The 26406-nt window shown below is 35.6% G+C and carries 17 protein-coding genes; 14 read left to right on the top strand and 3 right to left on the bottom strand.

From position 1 onward, the window contains the following. Window positions 1-125 precede the first annotated feature (125 nt). From P2086_RS17290 to P2086_RS17320, 7 genes are read left to right on the top strand one after another with little or no spacing between them, the layout of a single operon-like run. Window positions 126-1820 (top strand): methyl-accepting chemotaxis protein, encoded by a 1695-nt coding sequence (locus P2086_RS17290; protein ID WP_317898015.1) that lies wholly within the window; start codon window positions 126-128, stop codon window positions 1818-1820. Window positions 1821-1843: 23 nt separating this feature from the next. Then, window positions 1844-2704, top strand: a complete 861-nt coding sequence (locus P2086_RS17295) for a CheR family methyltransferase (RefSeq protein WP_317898016.1) — start codon at window positions 1844-1846, stop codon at window positions 2702-2704. A gap of 1 nt (window position 2705) precedes the next feature. Then, the gene (locus P2086_RS17300; RefSeq protein WP_317898017.1) at window positions 2706-3605 is read left to right on the top strand and encodes a sensor histidine kinase; all 900 of its coding nucleotides are present in this window, start codon (window positions 2706-2708) and stop codon (window positions 3603-3605) included. Window positions 3606-3608: 3 nt separating this feature from the next. Next, window positions 3609-4070, top strand: a complete 462-nt coding sequence (locus P2086_RS17305; RefSeq protein WP_317898018.1) for a chemotaxis protein CheD — start codon at window positions 3609-3611, stop codon at window positions 4068-4070. A gap of 1 nt (window position 4071) precedes the next feature. Beyond that, window positions 4072-5151 (top strand): protein-glutamate methylesterase/protein-glutamine glutaminase, encoded by a 1080-nt coding sequence (locus P2086_RS17310; RefSeq protein ID WP_317898019.1) that lies wholly within the window; start codon window positions 4072-4074, stop codon window positions 5149-5151. Window positions 5152-5169: 18 nt separating this feature from the next. After that, a complete protein-coding gene (locus P2086_RS17315) occupies window positions 5170-5541 on the top strand; it encodes a response regulator (protein ID WP_317898020.1) in 372 nt (123 codons plus the stop codon). Window positions 5542-5588: 47 nt separating this feature from the next. Continuing rightward, window positions 5589-6230 (top strand): chemotaxis protein CheC, encoded by a 642-nt coding sequence (locus tag P2086_RS17320; protein WP_317898021.1) that lies wholly within the window; start codon window positions 5589-5591, stop codon window positions 6228-6230. A 4-nt stretch (window positions 6231-6234) separates the two neighbouring features. On the opposite strand, the gene P2086_RS17325 is transcribed toward P2086_RS17320, so the two are convergent. From P2086_RS17325 to P2086_RS17335, 3 genes are all read right to left on the bottom strand, one after another. After that, window positions 6235-6639, bottom strand: coding sequence for a DUF7793 family protein (locus P2086_RS17325; RefSeq protein WP_317898022.1), 405 nt, complete (start codon window positions 6637-6639; stop codon window positions 6235-6237). Between the two features lie 182 nt (window positions 6640-6821). Beyond that, complete coding sequence (locus P2086_RS17330; RefSeq protein WP_317898023.1) at window positions 6822-7238, bottom strand: DUF7793 family protein; 417 nt, start codon at window positions 7236-7238, stop codon at window positions 6822-6824. A gap of 143 nt (window positions 7239-7381) precedes the next feature. Beyond that, complete coding sequence (locus P2086_RS17335) at window positions 7382-7798, bottom strand: DUF7793 family protein (RefSeq protein ID WP_317898024.1); 417 nt, start codon at window positions 7796-7798, stop codon at window positions 7382-7384. A 458-nt stretch (window positions 7799-8256) separates the two neighbouring features. Here P2086_RS17335 and P2086_RS17340 point away from each other — a divergent pair, with 458 nt between their 5' ends. From P2086_RS17340 to P2086_RS17370, 7 genes are all read left to right on the top strand, one after another. Next, on the top strand, window positions 8257-9963 hold the full coding sequence (locus P2086_RS17340; protein ID WP_317898025.1) for a methyl-accepting chemotaxis protein: 1707 nt from the start codon (window positions 8257-8259) through the stop codon (window positions 9961-9963). Between the two features lie 57 nt (window positions 9964-10020). Beyond that, window positions 10021-11220 carry a hypothetical protein gene (locus P2086_RS17345; RefSeq protein WP_317898026.1) on the top strand — a complete coding sequence of 400 codons (1200 nt, stop codon included), beginning with the start codon at window positions 10021-10023 and terminating at the stop codon, window positions 11218-11220. Between the two features lie 26 nt (window positions 11221-11246). Further along, window positions 11247-11702, top strand: coding sequence for a hypothetical protein (locus P2086_RS17350; RefSeq protein ID WP_317898027.1), 456 nt, complete (start codon window positions 11247-11249; stop codon window positions 11700-11702). A 194-nt stretch (window positions 11703-11896) separates the two neighbouring features. Then, a complete protein-coding gene (locus P2086_RS17355) occupies window positions 11897-13549 on the top strand; it encodes a carbohydrate porin (protein ID WP_317898028.1) in 1653 nt (550 codons plus the stop codon). A 77-nt stretch (window positions 13550-13626) separates the two neighbouring features. Beyond that, window positions 13627-14751 (top strand): DUF1987 domain-containing protein, encoded by a 1125-nt coding sequence (locus tag P2086_RS17360; protein WP_317898029.1) that lies wholly within the window; start codon window positions 13627-13629, stop codon window positions 14749-14751. Between the two features lie 596 nt (window positions 14752-15347). Beyond that, complete coding sequence (locus P2086_RS17365) at window positions 15348-25397, top strand: PKD domain-containing protein (protein ID WP_317898030.1); 10050 nt, start codon at window positions 15348-15350, stop codon at window positions 25395-25397. Window positions 25398-25404: 7 nt separating this feature from the next. Beyond that, a complete protein-coding gene (locus P2086_RS17370; protein ID WP_317898031.1) occupies window positions 25405-26400 on the top strand; it encodes a PorP/SprF family type IX secretion system membrane protein in 996 nt (331 codons plus the stop codon). Window positions 26401-26406 lie beyond the last annotated feature (6 nt).

Raw genomic sequence — 26406 nt, forward strand, 5'->3', positions numbered from 1 at the left:
AACAAAATGATTATAAGCATCTAAGTGAAATACCCTATAAAAACTGAATAAACACTCTATTAACATTCGCTTAGCCCTTAGATATCTTTACACAAAAAAAAATACACACAAAAAAAACAAAAATTATGAAAAAATTTAAAGACTTCAGTATAAAAACAAAAATATTGGCGATAGTAATCATCAACATTTTGTTTTACGTATCAATAGCAGTTATTGTAATGCGAAATATTGAGAACCAACAAAAAGCAGAACAAGGCATTATATTGAACGGAAAAGTTCTTTTCAATTTTCAGGATGCCGATATGCAGCATGATGCCATACGCGCTGATGTTTTCAAACTTACTTATGCAGTTTCAAGCAATTCTACACTCATTACCAGTGTACAAAGCGATTTTGAAGAACATACCAGCACCTTTCTATCAGATTTGGATTCTGTTGTTAAACTGAATGAAAATAAAGAGATTGAGATGCAAATTAGCTCCGTGAATCCTGCACTTAATGCTTATGTTGATTTTGGAAGAGAATTATTAAGCCTTTCATTAAAGGGCGACAGCGCTTCAAAAGCAACATTCTATTCGAAAATTACGGAATTTCAAACTGTATTCGATGAATTAGCTGTACAACAGGAAAAATTAAGCGAATTAATTTTACAAAATAACGAGGTTTTACAAGGTGAAATTGAAAAACAATCTTCGCGTTCGGTATTTGTATTAATAACTGTAATTGTGTTCGCTATATTTTTCTCTTTTCTTTTAGGAATAGCAATTATAAATGCCATCATTAAACCATTAACTGTTGCCGTTTCTGTGGCAGAAAAAATTGCTAACGGTGATCTTACCACCACAATTAATCTTGATCAACAAGATGAAATAGGTGTACTTGCAAATTCATTGAAAAAAATGACCAGCAAATTACAAGAGGTTATAGGTTTTATAGTTAACTCTTCTGATAACATTTCAAACGCAAGTAATCAAATGAGCTCTTCTGCACAACAAATGTCGGAAGGCGCTACAGAGCAAGCAAGCTCTGTTGAAGAAATTTCATCTTCTATGGAAGAAATGGCTGCTAACATTCAACAAAACACGAACAACTCAAAACAAACCGAAAAAATTGCACGCAGTGCGGCAAAAGATGTTACAGAAAGTAATGAAGCAGTTAGTAAGACTGTGAATTCAATGAAAACAATTGCCAACAAAATTTCAATAATCGGAGAAATTTCACGTCAAACAAATTTATTGGCACTCAACGCGGCTGTTGAAGCTGCAAGAGCCGGAGAACATGGCAAAGGATTTGCAGTGGTTGCTGCTGAAGTAAGAAAATTAGCTGAAAGAAGTCAGTTAGCTGCTACCGAAATAAACGAAGTATCATCTGTTAGCGTAGATATCGCACAAAAATCGGGTGAGTTATTAAACAGTGTTGTTCCTAATATCCAAAAAACGTCTGACCTTATTCAAGAAATTACTGCATCTAGTGTTGAACAAAATACAGGTGCAGATCAGGTTAATAATGCGATTCAACAATTAAATCAAGTTGTTCAAGAAAATGCAGCAACTGCTGAAGAAATGGCTGCAGGTGCAGAAGAATTAAACACGCAGGCAGAAAGTTTAAAGGAAATGGTATCCTTTTTCAAAATTGAGTCAACAAACAAATTCAACCACTCTACAAAACAAAGCACCAGTTACAGTGCAGAAATAGAAAAGAAAAATGCGGTTAGATCTTCAAAAGTTTTTACTGATCGCCCGGGAAACGTAACTAAAAAATCGAGTTTCAAAAATGAGTTCACTGCAATTGCGGACAATGAATACGAAAGTTTCAACTAATAAAACAGACTCTAAATAGCGTTATGCAAGTACAACAATTAATTAATCAATATAATAAAGAACTTAGCGATAAGGACTTTACAAAACTGAGCAATTTTATTTTTTCGAATTATGGCATAAAAATGCCACCCGCTAAAAAAGGAATGCTTCAGGCTCGCTTACAAAGCAGACTTAGAGCAACAAATATTGGTTCATTTAAAGAATATTGCGATTACATATTTTCGCTAAACAATACCGATCCTGAAGTTGTTCAAATGATTGATGTTGTATCTACTAATAAAACAGACTTCTACAGAGAATCGGCTCATTTTGATTTTATGTTGTCAACTGCTTTACCTGAATTCGATAAACAGTATCGTAGAGAAAATCTAAAAGTATGGAGTTCGGCCTGTTCAAGCGGTGAAGAAGTATACACTATAGCAATGGTTATTAGCGAGTACCTTGAGAACAACAAAAATTTTGATTATAGCGTTTTAGGTACTGATATTTCTTCAAGAATTCTTGCTAAAGCCAGCAATGCTATCTATGGAGAAGATCGTGTAGAAGGCATTCCATTAAACATAAAACGTAAATACCTTTTAAGAAGCAAGAATAGAGAAAATCCAAGCGTAAGACTCATTCCTGAAATTAGGAAACGCGCAAGTTACCAGCGTTTGAATCTTATGGACGAACAGTATAGCTCAGTTCCCAGAGATTTTGATATTGTTTTTTGTAGAAATGTACTCATTTACTTTGATCGTCCAACACAAGAAAGTGTTATTAATAAACTGTGTAGGCATCTTAAACCTGGTGGTTACTTTTTCCTCGGTCACTCTGAGTCTATCACAGGAATTGACGTGCCCCTTAAACAAATAAAACCAACCATTTTTAAAAAGATTGATTAATATGGATCCAAAAAAATCAGATAAAGAACTCATTAACGAGTTAACATTACGTTTTGAAAAAAACAATGCGCTGCTTAAAGAACAACATTCTTTACTTAACGAATTACAAAAAGTAAACAAAAAGCTTATAGCCTCCGAAGGTCTAAAAAGTAATTTTCTTTCAAACATTCGCAACGAAATAAATAATCCTGTAGCCTCAATTCTTGAATTGTCGAAAAACATTTCAGAAGGAACTCTGAGTGTAGATGCCGTAAAAAAATTCGCGTCACTCATTTATTCTGAAACATTTAGTTTAGACTTTCAATTACGCAACATATTTGCTTCCGCAGAGATAGAGGCAGGAGAATCTATTGTTTGTCCTGTATCTATTAAATTACCATCTCTCATCGAAACGATCTTATTATCTTTTAAGCATCAAATTGAGAAAAAAAACATTCAAATATTTGTAAGTACGTCTATAGCTGATGATGAAAATTTCTGTTCCGATCCTGAAAAGTTGCATTTAATTTTAAGTAATTTAATATCAAACGCAGTTCAGTTTAGTCGCGAAGGAACCTCTATTGAAATAAAGTTTGAAATTGAGAATGATCAATTCATCTTTTCTGTTTTAGATAACGGCATGGGAATAAGCACTGAAGAAAAAGAAATTATTTTTGACCGATTCCGTCAAATTGAAGAAGGCTCAACAAAAAATTATGGTGGCCATGGTCTTGGACTAAGTATCACGAGAGCCTTACTAGAATTAATTGATGGAGAAATAAAAGTTGAAAGTGAAAAAAATGTTGGAAGCTTTTTTTCTATTTGTGTGAATGAGGCTAAGGAATCAACTATTGAAAAAGACATTTATTCCACTGATGGTAATGATTTTATTTTTGTTGACAACGATAGCCTAGTGTTTTAATATATGCTAACTGAAACTATAAACAAGCATTATTTATTTCCCTCTACCCTATTTGCGGAAAGAGATGCCCATGTAATAGACACAATTTTAGGATCGTGTGTGGCTGTTTGTTTATTTGACACCAAATTAAAAATTGGTGGAATGAATCACTACATGCTTCCTTTATGGAATGGCGAAGGCTTAGCCTCACCAAAATTTGGAAACATCGCAAACGAAAAACTTGTTGAGAAAATGATTCGCATGGGCAGCCATCCACAAAACCTTGTGGCTAAGTTGTTCGGCGGCGCCAACCAAATTAATTCGTCAATTAATATAGGTGATCGTAACATTCAAATAGCAAAAGAGCAATTGCATGCCTTTGGTATAAAAACAATTAAAGAAAGTTTAGGTGGATCAATAGGAAGAAAAATTAGATTTAATTCTAGCACTGGAGAAGTATTAATGAAATTTCTAACAAAACCTTAAAATGAAAAAGATACGTGTATTGATTATTGATGATTCGGCCCTTGTTAGACAAACCTTGTTTAACATTCTGTCAAACGATCCAGAAATTGAGGTCGTTGGAACTGCCGCCGATCCTTACATTGCGGCCCAAAAAATTAATGAGGTTACTCCCGATGTTATAACATTAGATGTTGAGATGCCAAGAATGGACGGACTTACTTTCTTAAAAAAACTAATGTCACAACACCCCATTCCAGTTGTAATTATTTCTACACTTACCGAAAAAGGAACTGACACTGCCTTACACGCTTTAGAATTAGGAGCGGTAGAAGTAGTAGCTAAGCCAAAAGTTAACACAAAAGACCTTTTAGAAAAAGTAAGCAAGGAACTTTGTGATAAGATTAAAATTGCTGCCACAGCTTTCGTAAAAAGAAGATCACCATCCGATGTTCAAACCGCTGGGCAAATAGTTCCGAAATTTTCAGCAGACGCTGTTTTGAGCAAAAAAACAACACATAGTTTAATTCAAACTACCGAAATCGTTATAGCTGTTGGAGCCTCAACAGGAGGGACAGAAGCTCTTAAAACCTTTTTAATGGACATGCCGGTAGACGCTCCGGGAATAATAATTGTTCAACATATGCCGGAAACGTTTACAAAACAATTTGCAAAACGATTGGATAGTTTATGTGCTATAACTGTGAAAGAAGCCGAAAATGGCGACGCAGTTTTCCCAGGTCAGGCTTTAATTGCTCCTGGAAATATGCACATGTTATTAAAACGCAGCGGTGCTAGATATCATGTGGAAGTTAAAGACGGGCCTTTGGTAAACAGACACCGTCCGGCTGTTGACGTTTTATTCAGATCTGTTGCGCGCTATGCTGGCAAAAACTCCATGGGCGTAATTATGACAGGCATGGGCGATGATGGTGCAAAAGGTCTTTTAGAAATGAGAGAATCGGGTGCTCACACAATTGCCCAAGACGAAAAAACCTGCGTTGTTTTTGGAATGCCAAAAGAGGCAATAAAACTAAATGCAGCAAACGAAATATTACCGCTAAATAAAATATCATCATACATAATCAATAAAATCAAAAACTAAAAACTAAAATTTAAAATCATGAAAAAAGTATTAATTGTAGACGACTCCTTATTTATGAGACAGTCAATTAAAAGTACACTCATTAACAGCGGAAAATATGAAGTTGTTGGAGAAGCAGCAACAGGTGATCAAGGAATTGAATTATCACTTGACTTACAACCAGACATCATAACAATGGATAATATATTACCTGATATGTTAGGTATCGATATTATTAAAGAATTAAGAAAAGAAGAAGTTACTGCCAAAATTATTATGGTAAGTGCTGTAGGTCAGGAAAGCATTATTAACGAATGTAGATCATCAGGAGCCGACGATTATTTGGTAAAACCATTTAGCAATGAAAGTTTGATTGAACGCATCGACAAATTAGCTCTTGAACTAAATTAATACACTCGCTCAAAAATTTAAACCTACACAACAATAGAAATAAACTAATGGAAAATTTAAATAGTACAGAACTATTTGCCGCTAAAACGATCATTAATCAGGGACTTGAAAAAGCTGCGCAATCCCTTTCATTCTTTATGAAGGAAGAAATCACCTTTAAAGAATTAAGTTTCAGCATTAATAAAGTAAATAAAAACATTGACTTCACGAGTAAATTCGGAAAGAACATTCATTTATTAATTACCAACGTGATTGGAGAATTGAAAGGTGTTTGTTGTTTGATCTTCTCAGAAGAAGAAGCTGACAAATTGAAACAAACTGCATTACCAAAAGAAATAATTGAAAATCCCGAATTAATGGCTGAAATGGCAGATGCTATTATGCTTGAGGTAGACAATATTATTTCCGCGTCGGTGATTACTAAATTCTCGGATATTTTAAATCATAAAATATACGGTGGAGTACCAGAACTTAAAAAATTGAGTTTTGAAGAAATGAATGATTACGTAACAAATAACTTTTTACAAGACTTGTATATCATTAATTTCAAAACACAATTTCAATCTTCTCACCTTAACTTTAACCCTGAGTTTGTTTGGTTGTTTGACAATACTTTTCTCAATAGCATTAAATCATTTGCTCTCGATGGCAGTAATATCGACAAACTAGAAGTTAGTTCTATGGCTTAAACATTTAACCAAATGTTTTAAGCCATTGAATGGCCTTATGTTTACTTGAAAATGAATTAACCGGTACTTTAGAGTAATCAAAATCTTTGTAAAATTTATAGATTACCATTTTTGAGAAAGAATCAGTTAAAAAGGCATTTGCAAGGCGATACTTGGCATACTCAGAAGTAGTCCGGTAATTAATTGCTCCACGCGAAAGTAGAACAAAACCATTTATTGTAATATAAGCCGGGAGCTTTTTACCCTCACCTAATTCGTGGATCCGTTTATTTAGATCCACTAAATGGCGTTTCTTTATTTTAGTTAGGCTTAACGGAACATCAATTTCTATGATGTTATTTGAATTTAATTGCACCGAGATATTCATTTTATCATCGGCACTTGATTTGAGGGCTGATTTATTTTTCATTGGTTCACTGTATTAGCGAAATTCAATACAAAATTAATTCGTACCTCTTCCAAACAGAAGTTAAATAAACCCTCTTCACAAATTGCAACACCATTCCTTAACCAAATTTAAATGGAGTCTAAAGAATCTTAATGTAGTTTATTTGATTTTGGATTTTAAACAAGTAAATAAATCTGCTTATTTTACTTTGAATTATGAAGCCAATTAATTGCGTCTTCTTTATTATCAAAATACCTTGTAGGTCGTTTAGGTCTTCTGAAATTCATGTAAAAATTACCAAGTATTTTAAGTGGTAAAGAGTCTAGCACCTGAGCCTCGCGACTTACATAGGGACATGCCGTTTCTTCATTTCCCCAATAAGCACTGGCCTCTGCACTAGGAAAAGTAAATTTTTCACAGGAAAGTAAAACTGGCACTCTTTTAAACTCCACCATTTCACCAATTGCCTGAAAAAGTAATTTAAAATCTTCAGGTACCCATTGCCTATTGTTTAAAACATGAATGCATAGAATTCCATCTTCTCTTAAAGAAACTTTATATTTTGTTACAATCCGCTCAACTATAATTCTCACATCGGAACTAACATTTGCTGCTACCATAACTTTCTTTTTAAAATTTAAAAATTTTAGTGCTAAAAATCATCCGCTGAATTATAAAAGATTCCTAAATAATCCTTAAAACAAAAATAAGAAAAATCTGACTGAATTTTATAGATAGTTTTTGCGAGCAAATTTAAACCGAACTATAAAAATGTCTTTAACCAGGCAGTGGCTTCATCCCTATTATCAAAAATTTTTGTTGGTCGCAAAGGCCTTTTAATTTTCAAATAAAAATTTCCCAATATCTTAAGGGGTAATGAATTTAATATATGTGCGTCGGCACTTATGTATGGGCTAATCTTACTAGGATTAGATGAATATTTAATAGACTCTTGAGAAGGAAAAACTAATTCATCATAAGTAACCATTAAGGGTATCTTCTTTTTGTTAACTATTTTTTCAATTGCAGGCAAAAGTAAGTTATAATCGTTCGGCGACCATTTAAAACCACTAGAAATATGACAATGAAGAATACCGTCCTCTCTTAGTTTAAGAGTGTACATGCCTACCACTATTTCAGCTACAATTTTAACTTCAGTGTTATGTTTTTGAATAAGCATGTTAGGTACCGTTTTATCGAATGGGAGATAAATTAAAACTTTAACAAAAATAGTTCATTAAATCATAGAAAATAAAAAAATAAGATAAAGCGGCTCTTTTTGCTTACCAATTTAACAGTCTTAAATTAACAACCTCCTACAAGTCAACAATTATAAGGAAAATTAACGGCGCGGCTTACATGTAAAACACAATTTTTTGTTTTTGAAAATTGCGACTATAGAGTTAAAAAAACTTACCAATACCCACAGTAATAAGCCTTGCAGACCTAATCCAAAGTGTTCAACCTTTCTACGAAACGAAATTAATTTAAACTGGGGATACAATTTCTTAACCTATCGGGCAATTTGATTCTAAATCATTTCCAAATTAAATAAAACCCTTAGTGCTTCTAGCTATTTCAGTTAGAATAATCCGTCTACAGCACTAGTAATTTTGCTACGCACAAAAAAACAAAAAAATGACAAAAAAAATCAAACTGAACCTTGCCAGTAGAATTGCACTCGGTTATGTAATCGTAATCATATTTGCTGTAATTAATGCCATAATAGGAGTGACTTTATTGGCAAAAGTAAAATCAATCGACAAAGACATAAGAGAAGTTTATGTAAAATCTTCTGAGCAAATTAAAGAATACAAAAACCTACTTGCGTCTACAAAAAAATTAAGCAACGCCTGGATTTTTCAACCAAATGCAGAAGATAAAAAACTTTTAGAGTTAAGTTATAAAACTACTTTACCGGAATTAATACTTGAAACCGGCAATGTTCTTAAGCATATTGAAGGTTTTCAAAATGACAACAAATTTATTGGAATTGATAGAGATTCTAAAACCCTGTTAAGTGAGACACAAAAATTAACAGAACAATTAAAAACAGCTGACGATTACGTTGATGACAAAAAAGTAGATGCTGCACTGCTAATATTTAATGAAAAAATTGATCCATTAACTAAATCCCTTGAAAAAGACCTTAGCGATTTATTTGAAAGCATTGATACAAAAAGCAAAGAACTTTTAAAGGAAAAAGAATCATCCTTTTCAACCTTAAAATACAGCTTAATTCTTTTAGCAGTATTTCTGGTAATTATCGGATTCATTTCTTCCTACTTAACAACAAGCAATATTACACGCTTAGTTGGAGGCGAACCCGAAGACGTATTATTAATGGCAAATAAAATTTCTCAGGGCAACTTAACATTCGACATAACTGAAAAAGACAGAGAAAGAAAGGGCATTTATGGAGCTATGATTTTAATGACTGACGAATTAAAAACAGTAATCAGCTCGGTTATTCATAGTTCTCAAAATATAGAAATAGCCAGTTCAGAAATGAGTTCTTCTGCGCAACAAATGTCGGAAGGTGCTACAGATCAAGCGAGTTCAGTAGAAGAAATTTCTTCTTCAATGGAAGAGATGACTGCTAACATTCAGCAAAACACAAACAACTCTAAACAAACTGAAAAAATTGCCAAACAAGCAGCTAAAGACATTAGCGAAGGAAATGAATCTGTAAATAAAACGGTTGCCTCAATGCGCACTATAGCTGATAAAATTTCAATTATTGGCGAAATTTCACGTCAAACTAATTTACTTGCATTAAACGCAGCTGTTGAAGCCGCACGTGCTGGTGAACATGGAAAAGGATTTGCAGTGGTTGCTGCCGAAGTAAGAAAATTGGCTGAAAAAAGTCAGGAAGCTGCTACAGAAATTAACGAAGTATCCTCTATAAGTGTTGCTATTGCACAACGTTCAGGAGAACTTCTTCATGATGTAGTTCCTAATATTCAAAAAACATCTGACTTAGTTCAGGAAATTACAGCAGCAAGTGTTGAACAAAATGCAGGTACCAATCAAGTAAATAACGCCATTCAACAATTGAATCAGGTGGTTCAGGCTAACGCTGCAACAGCAGAGCAAATGGCTGCAGGAGCAAAAGAATTAAACACTCAGTCTCTCCATTTAAAAGAAGCAATTGCTTTCTTTAAAGTTGATACCCACAGTTCAACAAAAACTAGCTTCAGAAAGGCACCCACTAATTTCTCTAAAACTTATGCTCCAAAAAGAGTATCTAACGGAATAATAGCTAAGAATACAAAAAAGGCTAGCCCGGTGAGCATTGATCTAGGAGAAAATCATTCTACAAACGATGAATATCAAAAATATTAAAAATCAAATAAATAAGTAAACAACCGAAGATTAAAACATCTTCAAAAAACAAAACCTATGAAAAAAATAAAAACAATTGCACTTTCTGCCTTTATTCTATTAGCAAGTGTAACACTCATGAAAGCACAGGAAACGCAAATTAAATTTTTCGGTCAACCTGAATTTCAAAGTCAAAAAACAACAAAAAAAGGAAATTATTTTCCTAATCCACCAAGCCCATATCCAGCTTGGAAAGACTCAACTTTTACCGATAGTACAAAATCTGTTTTTGCACCAGGTAACTTTGTATTATTTATTACATCTCAGTTATCAGAACGCGTAAGTATCTTAAGTGAAAATACGGCAAACATCGATAACGGAACCGCTTCTTTTCAAATTCAACGTTTAATGGTACGTTATTTTGTGAAAGATGCTTTTAGTGTAAGGGTTGGTAAAATGTTCAACCCAATTGGTTTGTGGAATAACACTTACAACTTTGGTTTAGTTTTACAACCGACTATTCAACGTCCATCTATTATTCGTGCATCTGACAATGGTGGTGTTCTACAAATCAGCAATGTTGGAGCTCAAATTGAAGGTGACAACATAACAAAAGCACGTTTATTCTACCGTCTTTTTGTTTCTAACGGAAACGGTTCTAAATCATTAACAAGCAACTTAAAAAATCAATATGCTGTAACAGCTGCATTAGGTGCAGAACCAGTAGAAGGTCTTAAAATAGTAGCTTCAGCGCATTTGGATGAATTCTCAGCAAAACGTCCAAACAGTGCCGGTGTTACTAACAAAAAAGGCGGTTCAGCCTTATTATCTAACGTTTCTATTGCTTACATGAATCCTGAGAAAAAAGTTGAATTTATGGGTGAATATTATTACCAATCAACAAAATTTGATTCATTAGGTGAGAAAAGTAGTCAAGGTTTATTACTTTATGGTGGTTACAAGGTTACTAACAAATTAATACCATATGTTCAATATGCTTATTTACAAGCTGGAACTGAAAACTCTACTGACTTTTATTACGCAGGAGCTACTAATGGTGTACAATTAAAAATTAACGATATTACTTTAGGAGTACGTTACAAATTTACTTCAAACTTTGTTGTAAAATTTGAATATAACTTCAGACAACAAGATCAAATTTTCAAAGACAATATTTTCCAATTGCAAAATCCTAAATTACCAGGATATATTACTGGAGACAAGCACCAGATCACAACAACTTCTGGACCACGTATTCAATTTGCTTTTGCATTCTAATTTTATAACTGTTTAAAATCACAAAAATGAAAAAAATAATTCTATTAGTTGTAACTACGATCATATTATCTTCCTTTACTAAGTTTATGGGTGGTGGCAATGATCTACTTATAATTGTAAACAAAGAAAATTCAGTTACTACATTGAGCGAAAGCGAAGTGAAATTATACTGGATGAGAAAAATTAAAAAAAGATGGCCGGATATTAATAAAAACATCCGCCCTGCAGATTACAAATCAAAAACAGCAGCACAAACTACTTTCTATTCAAAAGTACTTGGTTTAACTGCTTCTGATGTTGAAACATACTTTACACAAAAACAGTACGACAGTGCAGAAAAACCACAAGATAAACTTACCTCTGATGCTGAAATGGTAAATTTCGTTGCAAATGAGGTTGGAGCTATTGGTTTTATAAACGCTTCTAGTTTAAGCGATGCTGATAAAACAAGAGTAAAAGTAGTTTGTACAGTTAGTAACTAATAATCCTGTTTTCGAAAATAATTCAGTTTTATTTTCAACGAGTTAAAAGGTTCGGATTTATCCGAACCTTTTTCATTAAAACAATATTTGTTTTAAAAATAAAACTATACAACCTAGTGGAAATCCACTACATGATTTGAATAAAGTCCTTACTACGATTGCTTTGTGCCTAGAGTACTTTTACAAAAAAAATTATGACAAAACAATTACTGTTTATATTTATACTGGGCCTCGGCCTAACTCAACAGTTGAAGGCTGAAACAGAGCCAATTGGCAAATACAAGTTACCATTAACGTTAAAATTTATTGATCAAAATAAAGACGAGGTACTTTCATTAGAAGAAGCCAGGTATATCTTTGATTTATATTTCGCCGATCAAACCCGAGTTATTAAAACAGATCTCATTATTGATATAGAATTTCTCCTTATAGATTTAATAAGTTATCTTGAAGGAAAGAATTATGAAGAAGTTAAACAAAATCAAGCTGCAAAACGATTTATTGAATTATACTATGCTACCAAATTCGTAAACTATGAAGAAAGTAATTTTGGATTAGTTCCCAATAAACTTATTTTCGGTAAAGATACTGTAGGAAACGCAGCGTCACTCACGACTGAAAAAAAAGAAGAAGAAGAAAAAGAACAAACCACCCTTTTTGACAACTATTTTTCGGTCGGGGCCCTTGTAACTGCTGTCTATCAAAATCCAATTGGATATAAAAAGACTGACGCAGACAGTAAAACCCCTTTTAGCTGGCAAAAAGAAACTCTGGTAGTAGCAACAATTCCAATTAATTTTACGCCTTGGAAAGGCGCATTATTTAACGCAACTACAGAATACGCTGGAGGAAACGGTGTTGGAGATGGAGCGGGTATGGCCGGATATCCAAATGCACTTCTTGGCTACCCACAACAATATCCCTACCTCTTAACAGCATTATATAATCAGGAAATCACACTTGATACAACTGAAAAAAAAGGATTAAAAGGTTTAGAATTTAAATTAGGGAAATTTATTATTCAAGATGCTTTTGATGGTAACGCTTATTCAGGTGACCCCAGAAGAGATTTCTTAAATTTTAACCATACCATGCTTTCAGCCTGGGATGCAGCAACTACAGCTTATGGTTTTACTTATGGAGGTGCATTAAAATTACGTTTTAAAAACAGTCAAATAAATTTTGCAGCGGTAACTGTAAATAAAGAGGGTGGTGGGCCAGACACAGATTGGGAGATTAAGCAAGGTCATAGCTACAATCTACAATTCGCTCAAAAATTTAATCTAGGTTCAAAAGAAGGTAATATCAGATGTCTTGGATTTTACAATAAAGTTTTTAGCGGAAACTACACTAACTTTATTACTGATTCACTTACTCAAGAATCTTATTTCTCTGATAGTTTAAAGTCGTATGCTGGAAAATATGGCTTTGGTTTAGATATGGATTTAGCCCTATCTGAACATGCCGGTTTATTTGCGCGCTACAGCTGGAACGATGGCAAAACAGAATCTATGGGTTACACACAAGCCGATCAATCGATAAACGTTGGTCTAACTTATAGTCTTGGCCGTTTTAAACGCCCGAATGATTTAATTGGCATAACTGCTTCTATAAATGATCTTTCAAAAGGCCACAGAAATTATCTTGCCAACGGAGGAACAGGTTTTATGATTGGTGATGGAAGCTTAAATTATAAAAGTGAAATGGTTGGTGAAATATTTTTTAGAACAAATATTGTAAAATATGTTGAAGTTTCATTTAACTACCAATACATTATGAATGCAGCCTATAACAAGGATAGAGGTAACGTTCACTTTCTTGGATGGAGACTGAATTTCGAATTTTAAAATAAGTTCCAAATACATTTATCAAAAAAAATTCATACCAATTAAAGAAAAACAGAAATCAAATTAAACCGTACTTAATGAACAGAGAAACCATAAAAAAGACTGTTAGTCTATTTTTAAATTGCCAAAAACTGATCGTCAAACCAAAGAGACTGCACTATTCAGATTTGAAATGTCTTTTTGGAAATACGATTAATGAAGATGAATTCAAAAACATTGTAAAGTCAATTTTTAATTTAGCTGATCATTATTTTTTACTTGAAAAGTATCAGCATCCTACTAAATTATTAATTGAAATTAATGCCTTAGCCGATAGCGTTCGTCTAAACATGAATCCGCATCAAAAACTAACGTTTCTGACACTCATTATTAAACTAATAAAATATAACCACCAAGAAGACAATAGTTCACTTGAACGCGCTTTCTTTTGTATTGCAGAAATATTTTCGTACAACATTACTCAAAGCACAAAATTGAAAAAAATGTTTACTACTGAAGAACCAGGACAAGATGAATATATAGATTCGTTACTCATTACTAACGAGCAACCAGACTACAGAAAAGTAATAGATGGTCTTAAAGTTCATTACAATTCCCAGTTGCCTTTTAAAATATGGGTTTACAATATTAAATCAGTAAACAACTTGATGTTTAAAATACTTGATCTTAAAGATGATTATACTGATTTAGAAATAAATAAGGGCGATATTCTTACATACAATAATGTAATGCAGGGAATTCTTGATGAACAAAACATTAACTTAGAAACTCTTTCCAGTAAAATCACATCTATTCCTGAAAGCATTAGTACTATTAAAATCCCATCTACCGAAAGAAGTCCTCGCATTGTATTAAATAGTTTAGAAAATAAAATTGAAATCGAAGGTGTTTCTATGGTTAATCATCCTCTTAATTTTTTTGAACCAGTATTTTATTGGATCGAAAAAATAAAAGAGAAAAATCCTAAATCACTTTCACTTCACCTTAACCTTAGTTTTTTCAATACTTACACTTCTAAAATTATTTTAAAAATTCTTCAAAAAGTAATTGAAGTTGAATCGCAGAATTGCAAAGTGAAAATTTGTTGGTATTATGAAACAGATGATGAAGAAATTAAAGAAGCCGGAGAACATTATGCTTCAATTGTTAATAGATCTTTTACCTATATCGCAACCACTCCAGTTGATTTTATTAGCGCTTAAATACTACTAAGTCAATGTAGGGATAAACAATTCGCTGTTAACCCAAATCTCAATGCAAAAATCTCATAGAGTGTAATGTCTCAAAGAAATAATTTGAGACATTACACTTTTTTTATTTTCAGTCAAACATTCGTTGTATTTAAGAAAATTAAAGTCAAAATTATATAAGGGTTCCAATTCCAATTTAACCTGATCAATAAACCAGCATTAGGACTTAAATTTATTTGTTTTTCACTGTTAAAAAGGGTTTTGAAGAACTACACAAAAGCCTCATTTATTGGTATATAAGCAAAAAACTAGGGTTTTTATTTAGTTAAGTCTAAGGTTTTTCCATTAGAAAACACGAATGTGAATTAAGAGTTTTTTTATTCGTTTTTTAAATTATTGCCTTATGAATTTTCGGGGTCTCCAGACCTAATTTTGTCTTCATGAATATTAATTTAAGATCCGAAATGGAACCGAGAGAAGTGCTACTCCGTATAGCATTCGCAATTTTTATTATTGTTTTAAACGTAAGCATCGTCTTTTTACTCATGGAATAAGAAATTTTGAAAGTCGAAATCAAAGAAGGTTAACACTGAAAATGAACTAAACACATGATAAAAAGGATAGTAATTTGGATGGTATTTTTAATTATACCAGGCTTCTCATTAGCAACACATATTGTTGGCGGCGTATTAAATTACACGTACATCGGCAACAATAAATATACCATAAAACTTAAACTCTATAGAGATTGTGGATCTTCAGCGGCAGCTTTCCCTTCAAATGTTACTATTAAAATAAAAGGGAATAATGGTGCGAACTTTTCGCCCAGTAAAGACCTTACCATAAGTTTAGGAAATGTTACTACACTATCTGCTAATTTACTGCCATGTGCGGTAGCGCCCAATCCTATACCTTGTGTTCAAGAGGGGGTTTACACTCAAACTATTACTTTGCCACCAAATACCGGTGGCTACCACCTTTATTATCAGGTTTCAGCAAGAAATCTTTCCCTCACAAACATTAATGGTGCATGTAATTGTATTGGTGAAAGTTTTTATGCCTACATACCAAATAATACTGTAAGCAGTAACTCCAACAGTAATGCTGTTTTTACTGCATTCCCGCCACTTTTTATCTGTGCCAATGAACCGTTTACCTTTAATCATTCTGCTACGGATGCTGACGGTGATTCACTTGTTTACTCGTTATACACCCCTTATGAAGACAATACAACCCCAACTTACTCAAACAATGTGGCCATTTTTCCAGAAGTTATTTATCTGTCTGGCTACACAACAAATAATCCATTAGGAGCTACACCGTTTAATCTGAATCCTATAACAGGAGTTTTAACGGGGACACCAAACACCATTGGGCAGTTTGTTGTTGGTGTTAGAGTTAAAGAATATAGAAACGGCGTGTATATTTCGCAAACATTGCGCGACTTTCAATTCAATGTACTAAACTGCCCTGAACCCCCTCCCACTCTGGCTATTGCAAACATGACGCTTAACAATGGTTGTTCTGTAAAAATAAACGCCACCGGAATTACAGCAGCTTCATCAACTTGGAAATCAATTTACCCCGGCGCAATAGGTGCCTACAATAACTTTATGTCATGTACATCAAACTGCTTAAATCCAACTATCACAGCTATTGGATCTCCACCACCTTATGTCGATTATGTTGTATGCGGTATTGCTACCAACTGTCTTGGAAATAACACTTGCGACACATTTAGAGTTCATTTTAATCCACCATTAAGCGTTTCAGTTGCTCCTGGTAATCCTGCACTATGTAACGGACAAACTTCCACAACACTTATTGCTATTGGATCAGGTGGAACACCTCCTTACAATTTTTTATGGAACAACGTGAATCCAACACAAACAATTAGTGTTGGAGCCGGGACTTATAATATTAAATTAACTGACGGATCAGGATGTCCACCAGCTTACAGTTCTGCAGTAGTAACTTCCTACTCTGTACCTGTTGCTGTAAACGCTGGGCCTGATAAAACAGTTTGTGTTACCAATCCAATCACTTCGTTAAACGCAACTGTAACAGGTGCAACCGGTGGACTTTGGTCTGGCGGAACCGGGACCTTTAGCCCTAATAATGCAAGTACATCAAACTTATTCTACACACCTACAGCAACAGAATTAACTGCAGGATCAACAACTTTATATTTAACAACAACAGGTAGTGGTGCTTGTCCCCCAGCTACAGACACTGTTGTACTAACTTATTCTAGCTTCACAGGAACTACTACCATCTCCCCAACTAATGTAAGTTGTTATGGCGGAAATAATGGATCTGCTTTAGCGTCAGTTGTTGGCGGAGCCAGTCCACATACCTTTATTTGGAATACAATTCCTACCCAAAGTATTGCAACGGCTAACAATCTTGCCTTAGGAAACTACTCCGTAACCATAACAGATGCGATTGGTTGTCAACTTCAAAAAACAGTAGCCATTTCGCAACCCTTGCCAATTTCAATAAGCTCAAGTGTTACAAACGTATCTTGTTTTGGAGGTTCTAACGGTTCTCTTTCTGTTACAGCAATTGGTGGTGTAATACCTTACACTTATTCATGGTCACCAGGAAATCAAACTGCATCATCCATTTCAAGTTTAGCTGTGGGGACTTATTCTCTTAAGATAACAGACAGTAAAAGTTGTTCTTTAAGTACAACATTTTCAATCACCCAGCCGTCTTCGCTCACAATTGCTTTTACTCAAACGCAGGTAAGCTGTTTCGGTGGATCAGATGGCAAAATTAGTAGTGTTATTGGTGGAGGAACAAGTCCGTATACCTATAGCTGGATACCAGTTGGTGCAAGCACCACAAGTTTAACAAATCTTCAGGCTGGCACTTACAGTTTAATTGTAAAAGATTTTTTTAATTGCACTAGTACTAAAAGTGCTGTTATAACGCAACCCGTGGCACTTGCTCTAGCGGTAAGTGTAACAAATGAAACGTGTAATTATCTTAATAACGGTTCAGCAAACGCAACAGTATCAGGCGGTACAGCGGGATATTCTTATACTTGGCAACCGGGTTCACTTAGTACAAATTCAATTAGTAATTTAGCTAGCGGAAATTATTCACTTTACATTTCAGATTTAAAAGGTTGTACGAATTCAACCATTGTTACAATTACTGAACCTTCTACTTTAGCAATTAATTTTATAAATATTAGTAATGTAAGTTGCTTTGGCGGAAATAATGGAAGTATTATTGCAAACATTTCAGGAGGTACATCTGGCTATACCTATTCTTGGTCACCAGGCGGAGCAAGCACTTCATCACTTTCAAATCTTATTGCCGGTAACTACACCCTTTCTGTTTTAGATAATAAATCTTGTTCTGCAACAGCGGTTGCAATCATTACTGAGCCTTCGGCTCTTCTTATTAGTGCTGCCATTAGTAGTGTCTCTTGTTTTGGGGGCAACGATGGCACTGCAGCTTTAACGGCAAGTGGCGGCACCTCACCTTATTCTTATTTTTGGTTACCCTCTGGTCAAATAACAGCTTCTGTTTCCGCTTTAAGTGCCCGAACTTATACTTCCTTAGTAACTGATGTTAAAGGTTGCACAGTGAGCACAGTTCATTCTGTTACACAATCTAGTTCTATTACCATAGCATTTACCCAAACAGCGGTTAGCTGCTTTGGAGGTAGTGACGCACGTATTAATTCGAGTGTTAGTGGAGGCAACAGTCCTTATAGTTTCAATTGGACTCCGGGTACCATAACAACACAAAATATTCAGAACTTAAATGCTGGGACTTATACTTTACAGATAAAAGATTTATTTAATTGCGCAGTCAGCAAAACTGTAAGTATCTCTCAACCATCTGTGTTATTAGTAGCAGCAAGTGCAACAAACGAAACATGCGATTATTTAAATAATGGATTAACTTCTGCGCAAGCTTCGGGTGGAAACGGTAGCTATACTTACCTTTGGTTGCCTGGTTCTATTTCAAGTAAAACCCTTTCAAATTTGGCAAGCGGAAATTACTCAGTAACTGTAACAGATTTAAAAGGCTGTACAGTAAATACAGTAGTTACAATTAACCAACCTGCAACGTTAAACGCATCTATCACCTCTGTTACTCACGTAAATTGCTTCGGCGGCAACAATGGTTCTGCAATAGCTCTTGGAACAGGCGGCACAGCTAACTACACTTACACCTGGAATCCAGGAAATATTATCTCATCACAACTAACAAATGTAAGTCAAGGTGTTTATTCAGTGTCTGTATCCGACACTAAATCTTGTATAGTACAAACAACCGTCAACATTACACAGCCTGCATCTATTACAGTAACTGGTAGTGTAAATACTGTATCATGTTATTCCGGAAACAATGGTGTTATAACTTTATCTCTGACAGGAGGAACATCGCCTTATACTTACTTCTGGTTACCAATTGGCCAAACAACTTCTGTTATAACAAATTTGGCAGCGGGAAATTATTCAGTGAACCTTTCTGACGCTAACGGTTGTTTGGGTTACGCAAATTATTCTGTTTCACAATCACCAAGCATCGCTATTGCTTTCACAAGTACTCAGGTAAGTTGCTTTAACGGTTCAAATGGTAAAATTAATTCAATTGTAAGCGGAGGAGTAGCTCCTTATACTTATAACTGGAGTTACGGTAGCATTACAACCCAAACCATTAACGGACTTCCTATTGGCACCTACACTTTAACTGTAATCGATAGTCAAAATTGTGTTGCAAGCAAAACTGTAAGTTTATCTCAACCTTCTCCAGTTGTTATTTCAACAAGTGTAACAAATGAAACCTGTAATTATTTAAATAACGGAGCTGCAAATGCATTAGCTTCTGGCGGAACTCCAGGATACACCTACCTTTGGCAGCCAGGTGCAATTGCTTCTGCTAGCATTGCAAATTTAGCAAGCGGAACTTACAGTGTGATTGCTACTGATGTATTAGGTTGCACTTCTAACGCAACTATTACCATTACAGAACCTGCTGCTGTTGCAATAAGTTTCACAAATGTTGTAGATGTAAGTTGTAACGGTGGAAACGACGGAACAGCGACTGCTCTTGGTTCAGGTGGAACACCAAATTATAGCTACACGTGGACAACAGGTTCAGTTGTTGGAAATATGATTGGTGGCTTATCCCTTGGAGTTTATAGCGTTTCTATTTCCGACAATAATGGTTGTACAACACAAAACACGGTTAACATTTCAGAACCCGCACCATTAGTTTTAATTCCATCCGTATCAAACGTTGTTTGTGCAAATGGTTCGAATGGTGCTATCTCAATTTCCATGAATGGTGGTGTTGCACCCTACACCCATAACTTAATGCCCGGAAATATTGTTGGCGCAAATTTTGCAAGTTTATTACCAGGTACTTATTCTATTATCACTCAGGATGCGAACAGTTGCAACAACACAACAACGATTTCTATTAATCAACCGATCGATATTTCTACCTCTACTAGTTACACAGATGCATCTTGCTCAACTCAAAACGGCGTAGCTTCTATTTCTGTTACCAGCGGTGGCAATCCTCCTTTTACCTATAACTGGTTACCAAGTGGTGGAACAAATTCTGTAAGCACAAATTTATTTGCCGGAAGTTATTCCGTTCAGGTGACAGATGGTTTAGGTTGTGTATCAACCAAAATTGTAAACATTAACAACGTTAACGCGCCTGTTGCAAGTATTGATTCTTATACAAATGTTACCTGCAACGGCGGATCAAACGGTGCTCTTACAGCAAGCTACACAGGTGGAACAGGAGCTTGTACATACTCCTGGAGTCCAAATGGTGGAACTGGTTTGACAGCTTCTAATCTAAGTTCAGGTGTTTACGTTATTCAAATTACAGACAATGTAGGTTGCATTGGTCTGGCTACAAGTTCAATGGTTGCAGAGCCTCCTCCGGTTGTTGTTAGTGTGTTTCCTTCAAACGTTAGTTGTTTTGGAGGAAGTAGTGGGGGGGCTTCTGCAAGTGTTTCTGGTGGAACTCCAGCATACTCCTATAATTGGTTACCGGGAAGCTCAACAAATACAATACTTTCAGGTGTATCTGCTAATTCGTACACTTTAGAAATAACCGACGCTAACAACTGTTTACAAACTGCTACTTTTACAATATCACAACCAACTGCGGCATTAAACGTAAGTGCCGTGTCATCTTCCGTATCTTGTTTTGGTGGTGCTAATGGATCTCTTACATCCACTTCTACAGGCGGCACCGCTCCTTACAATTACATTATTTTACCAGGTAATTTTGGCGGACAAACAATTTCTAATCTCAGCGCAGGAAATTATACAATCACTGCCTCCGATTTAAAATCGTGTGTGGCTGCAACAACTATTACTATTATAGAACCAACAGCTGTAGCCCTCGTTACAGGGGCCGTAAATTCGAATTGTAGCTTAGCAAATGGACAAGTATCCGTTGTTGCTACAGGAGGAACAGGTTCTTACACGTATCAGTGGTCTCCAACAGGTGGAACATCTGCAATTGCTAACAACTTAGCGTCAGGAAATTATACAATCACTGTTACAGACTCAAACAATTGTACTGCAAGCACAAGTCAAACTCTTGTTAATAATCCCGAGCCTCTTGTTACCGTTTCATCTGTAACAAATGTTTCTTGCTATAACGGTTCTGATGGAGCAGCTACAACTTCCCTCACAGGAGGTGTTGGACCATTCACCTACTCATGGATTCCAATTGGTGGAAGCGCTTCAACTGCAAGTAATTTAACCTTTGGGACCTATTCAGTTGAAGTAACATCTGCAAACGGATGTACAGTAATGGCTTCGAGTCCTATCATCACACAGCCTTCACAAATTTTTATTTCATTAAATACACTTGCAGTTAGTTGCTATGGCGGAAGCAATGGTGGAGCATCTGCTACTGTTTTTGGAGGAACTCCTGGTTACACATATTCTTGGCAAGCAAGTGCTTCAACTGCAACGAATGTTACTGGACTAAGCTTTGGAAATTACACCATGCAGGTAAGCGATTTTAATAATTGTGTTCAAACAAAGAGTTTTGCAATAACACAACCAACAGCTGCCATAAGTGTTTCAATGTCTGCCCTGCCTGTTTCATGTTTCGGCGGAAACAATGGCTCAGCTTCCGTTACAGGATTTGGTGGAACCTTCCCGTATAACTATACTTGGGCACCGGGAAATATAAACGGCTCTGCTATTTCCAATTTATTTGCTGGTTCTTATACGGTTAATGCAACAGATATTAATGGTTGCTCTACCAGTTCACTAATAGCAGTGAACGAACCAACTCCCATTCAAATTACGTTTAATGAAATAAACTCTAATTGCAGTTTTGCAAACGGACAACTTTCTGCTAATGTAAATGGAGGAACAGGATCTTATTCCTATTTATGGGCACCAAGTGGCGGAACAGCCAATAGTGCTACTAACTTATTAGCCGGCATGTACACGTTAACAGTGATTGATAGTAATACGTGTACAGCAATTTCAAGTGAAACTGTTATTGATAATCCGGCACCTCTTGTAACAATTTCTACAGTCACCAATGTAAGTTGTTATTCTGGTTCTGATGGAGCTGCAATGAGTTTAGTTTCTGGTGGTACAGGTCCTTATACCTATTCGTGGCTCCCAAGCGGAGGAATGAATCCGAATGCAAACGGACTTTCAACTGGTAATTATTCAGTTGCCGTAGTATCAGCTAATGGTTGCAGTGTAACATCAACAAGTTCTTTAATTAACGAACCAACACAAATTTCAACAAATATCACCACCTCTTCTGTAAGTTGTTTTGGCAATAGTAACGGAACGGCGTCACTCATGACCGGTGGTGGAACTCCAGGATACACTTACTTTTGGCCATCAGGAACATCTGCTAATTCTGCTCTTTCTGGTTTAAACGCAGGAACATACACCATCAATGTTTACGATCTAAATAATTGCCAACAAACTGTAACGTTTTCTATCGCACAGCCAACAGCTGCTTTAGATGTTTCAATTTTATCTACGCATACTATTAGTTGTTACTCAGGAAACAATGGCAGTGTGAGTGTTAACGTAAGCGGTGGTACAACTTCTTATTCCTACAATTGGTTTCCGAACGGAGGCAACGCTGCATCCGCTGCATCACTCATCGCTGGTTCATATTCGGTTTCAATTTATGACGCTAACGGTTGCAACACATTTACAACTGTCAATCTTCAAGAACCGATTTTACCATTGTCCTCAAATTCAAGCGCAACTGCCGTTAGCTGCTATGGAGGTGCTAATGGCTCAGCTACTGTTTTTCCTGTTGGAGGTACACCCGGCTATTCCTACCAATGGAGTCCAGGTAATACCACTAGTCAATCGGAAAATGGTTTAAGTTTTGGGACATATACAGTTACCGTTACAGATTTAAATCAATGTCAAACAAGTCGTACTTTATTTATTAATCAACCCGCTAACATCACGGGAAGTATTATGGCAACAAATTCTTCTTGCGATTTACCTAACGGTTCACTATCTCCTCAAATATCTGGAGGAACAGCGCCTTACACTTACTCCTGGCAACCAGGTTCATTTAGCACCTCGAATATTAATGCACTTAGTCCGGGAGGATATACGCTTCAAGTAATAGATAGAGCAAATTGCACCGCGCTATTTACTGCTTCGCTTATAAATATTCCAGGTCCATCACTATTGATTCCATCTTCTAAAAATGTTTCTTGTTTCGGTGGCAATAACGGATCTGCTACATTAACCATTAATCAAGGAACTCCGCCTTTCGCTATTAGCTGGCTACCATTTGGTGGCAGTAACACAGTAGGAACGTCTTTATTAGCAGGAACTTATTCCGCGCATGTTACGGATGGCTTAGGTTGCAAAGCTGTCAAAATCATTGACATTACTGAACCAAACATTTTAAACGCTTCCATAACCGACATAAAAAATGTTTCCTGTTTTGGTGGAACGAATGGCTCCATTTCAGTTGTCGCTAGTGGTGGAACTCCTAACTATTCGTTTTCATGGACGCCTACACAAACTGGTAATTCAATTGGGAATTTAACGTCCGGTGAATATACTTTGAATTTAAAAGACGCAAACAACTGTTCTCTTTCTATATCAGCATTTGTAGCACAACCAACTGTTTTATCGCTTTCGATTACTGGAATTTCAGACGCCCCATGTCACAGTGGAACAGGAAGCGCCAGTGTTACAGCTAGCGGTGGTAAAGCACCGTATGCCTACTCTTGGAATAGCACACCTATACAAAACGGAAATATTTTGTCAAGTGTTGTGAGTGGAAATTATACCGTGTTTATTAAAGACGCCAATGATTGTACAAACAATTCAACAGTAACAATAAAACAACCTTCACAAGTTTCAACCTCGGTAACAAAAAAAGATACTATCTGTTTTGGAAAAACTGGAGTGTTGCAAGCATCTGCGAATGGTGGTTCGGGTAACTATCACTACACCTGGCTGCCAGGTGCAATAACCAACTCAGGAACACTTACATTTACCGCAGCAACAAGTGTTATTTACACTGTACTCGCTTTTGACCAGAATGGTTGCTCAGGAAAAGACGCAAACAGTACTATTGTTGTTTACAACCTAACACCTAATAATTTACACATTGAGGGTCTAGACCTTGTGTGTCCAGGAAAAAGCAGTGTTTTAGAAGCTGTTGTTAACGGCATCAATGGTCCGCTTACTTATCAGTGGAATAATAATTTGCCGCCAATAGCAGGTGTGCATGTTGTAACGCCAGCTCAAGCCACTTCTTACATTGTGAATGTTTCCAATTCATGTGGAACAACAATTAGCGATACAATTCTGGTAAAAATAAATCCCTTACCAATTGTAGACTTGACATCAGATACCTTATTTATTTGTAATCCAGGAACAGTAAACTTTACAGACAAGTCACAACCTATTAATTCTGCTGACCCATTAATTTCTTGGAACTGGCTTTTTGGTGACGGAACATCTTCTGGTGAACAAAATCCATCACATACATTTACCACTTCTGGTACTCATACAGTGAATCTTGAAGTAACCACGGATAGAGGTTGCGTAAGCACAAGCAGTGTTTCTCCAATCATTATTGAAGTTTATCCGAAACCTAAAGCAGCATTTAGTGTAAATAGCAATTCTTTGAACCTACCCTACGAACTTTTAAAATGCACAAATCAGTCCACAGGTGCTGTGTCTTACAATTGGAATTTTGGAGTAGATGGAAAGTCAACACTTAGCGATCCACAATTTTTAATGCAAACATTAGGCGATAATAAAATTCAATTAGTTGCTACTTCACAATACGGTTGTTCTGATACAACTTATAAAAACGTAATCACAAACGCGGATATTGTATTTCCAAATGCATTTACACCTAACGAAGAACACTCTTCAGGCGGGTATTATACCGTGAGTAATTTAAACAACGACGTGTTTTTTCCATACACATCCGGCGTTGTAGAATACAGACTCCAAATATTTAATCGTTGGGGTGAACTTATTTTCGAATCAAATGATGTAAAATACGGTTGGGATGGCTACTACAGAGGGAAAATATGTCAGATAGGTGTTTACGTTTGGAAAGCAGAAGTAAAACTTAATAACGGAAAAGAATTTAGTCACACGGGAAATCTATCTCTATTAAGATAATCATATCATGAAAAAAATAATTACTATATCATTTATTCTATTTCAATTACAATTTGTAGTTGCTCAGGATATTCAGTTTACACAATTCTATTCGGCACCTATGTACCTTAACCCTGCATTTGCCGGTGCTAACGCTTGTTCTAAAATAACACTCATCTATAGAAATCAATGGCCTGGCATTTCAAGCGTTTACAAATCCCAATTGCTTTCAATTGATCACGGAATTAAAAATAGTAATGTTGGGATAGGTCTCACTTTTGGAAGGGATGAAGCCGGTGCAGGAGATTTGACAACAACTATTATTAATCCAGTTATTTCTTATCAAGCAAAAATTAACAAAACTTCGGCAATAAGGTTCGGCCTTCAACCCGGATTTGGGTTTAAAAAGGTCAATGTTAACAACCTGGTATTTGGTGATCAAATTTATCGCGGAGGAAATGTTAGTACAGTTGAATCTTTAGGTCAAAAAAAATCATACTTTGATCTTGCAGTAGGTGCTATTTATATAAACTCAAATTACTGGGCCGGCATTTCTGCTAATCATCTTACAGTTCCTAATGAGTCATTTTATAACAACCCATTCAACAAACTACCTATTAAATATAGCGTTCATGCTGGTGCTAAATTTGACTTAAGTAAAGATGAAAAAGAAAGGCGCGATAAAAAATATATTTCCCCTGCAATAAACTACAGGGCAGAAGGCAAATATGATCAAATAGACATCGGTTTTTATTTTTCAAAACACATTTTTACTACTGGCCTTTGGTATAGAGGTATTCCAGGTCTTAAATCTTACAAGAAAGGTTATGCGAATAATGATGCTATCGCTATTATTCTAGGGATTCAAACAGAGAGAATTAGTATTGGCTACAGTTATGACCTAACAATCTCTAACCTTTCAACGGTTTCAAAAGGAGCGCATGAAATTACCATGTCGTTTCAACTATGTAACCCTAAAAAAAGAAAAACGAAACTCGTTCTTATATCCTGTCCAAAATTTTAAAAGAAT

Source organism: Aurantibacillus circumpalustris, from assembly GCF_029625215.1.
Taxonomy (GTDB): domain Bacteria; phylum Bacteroidota; class Bacteroidia; order B-17B0; family Aurantibacillaceae; genus Aurantibacillus; species Aurantibacillus circumpalustris.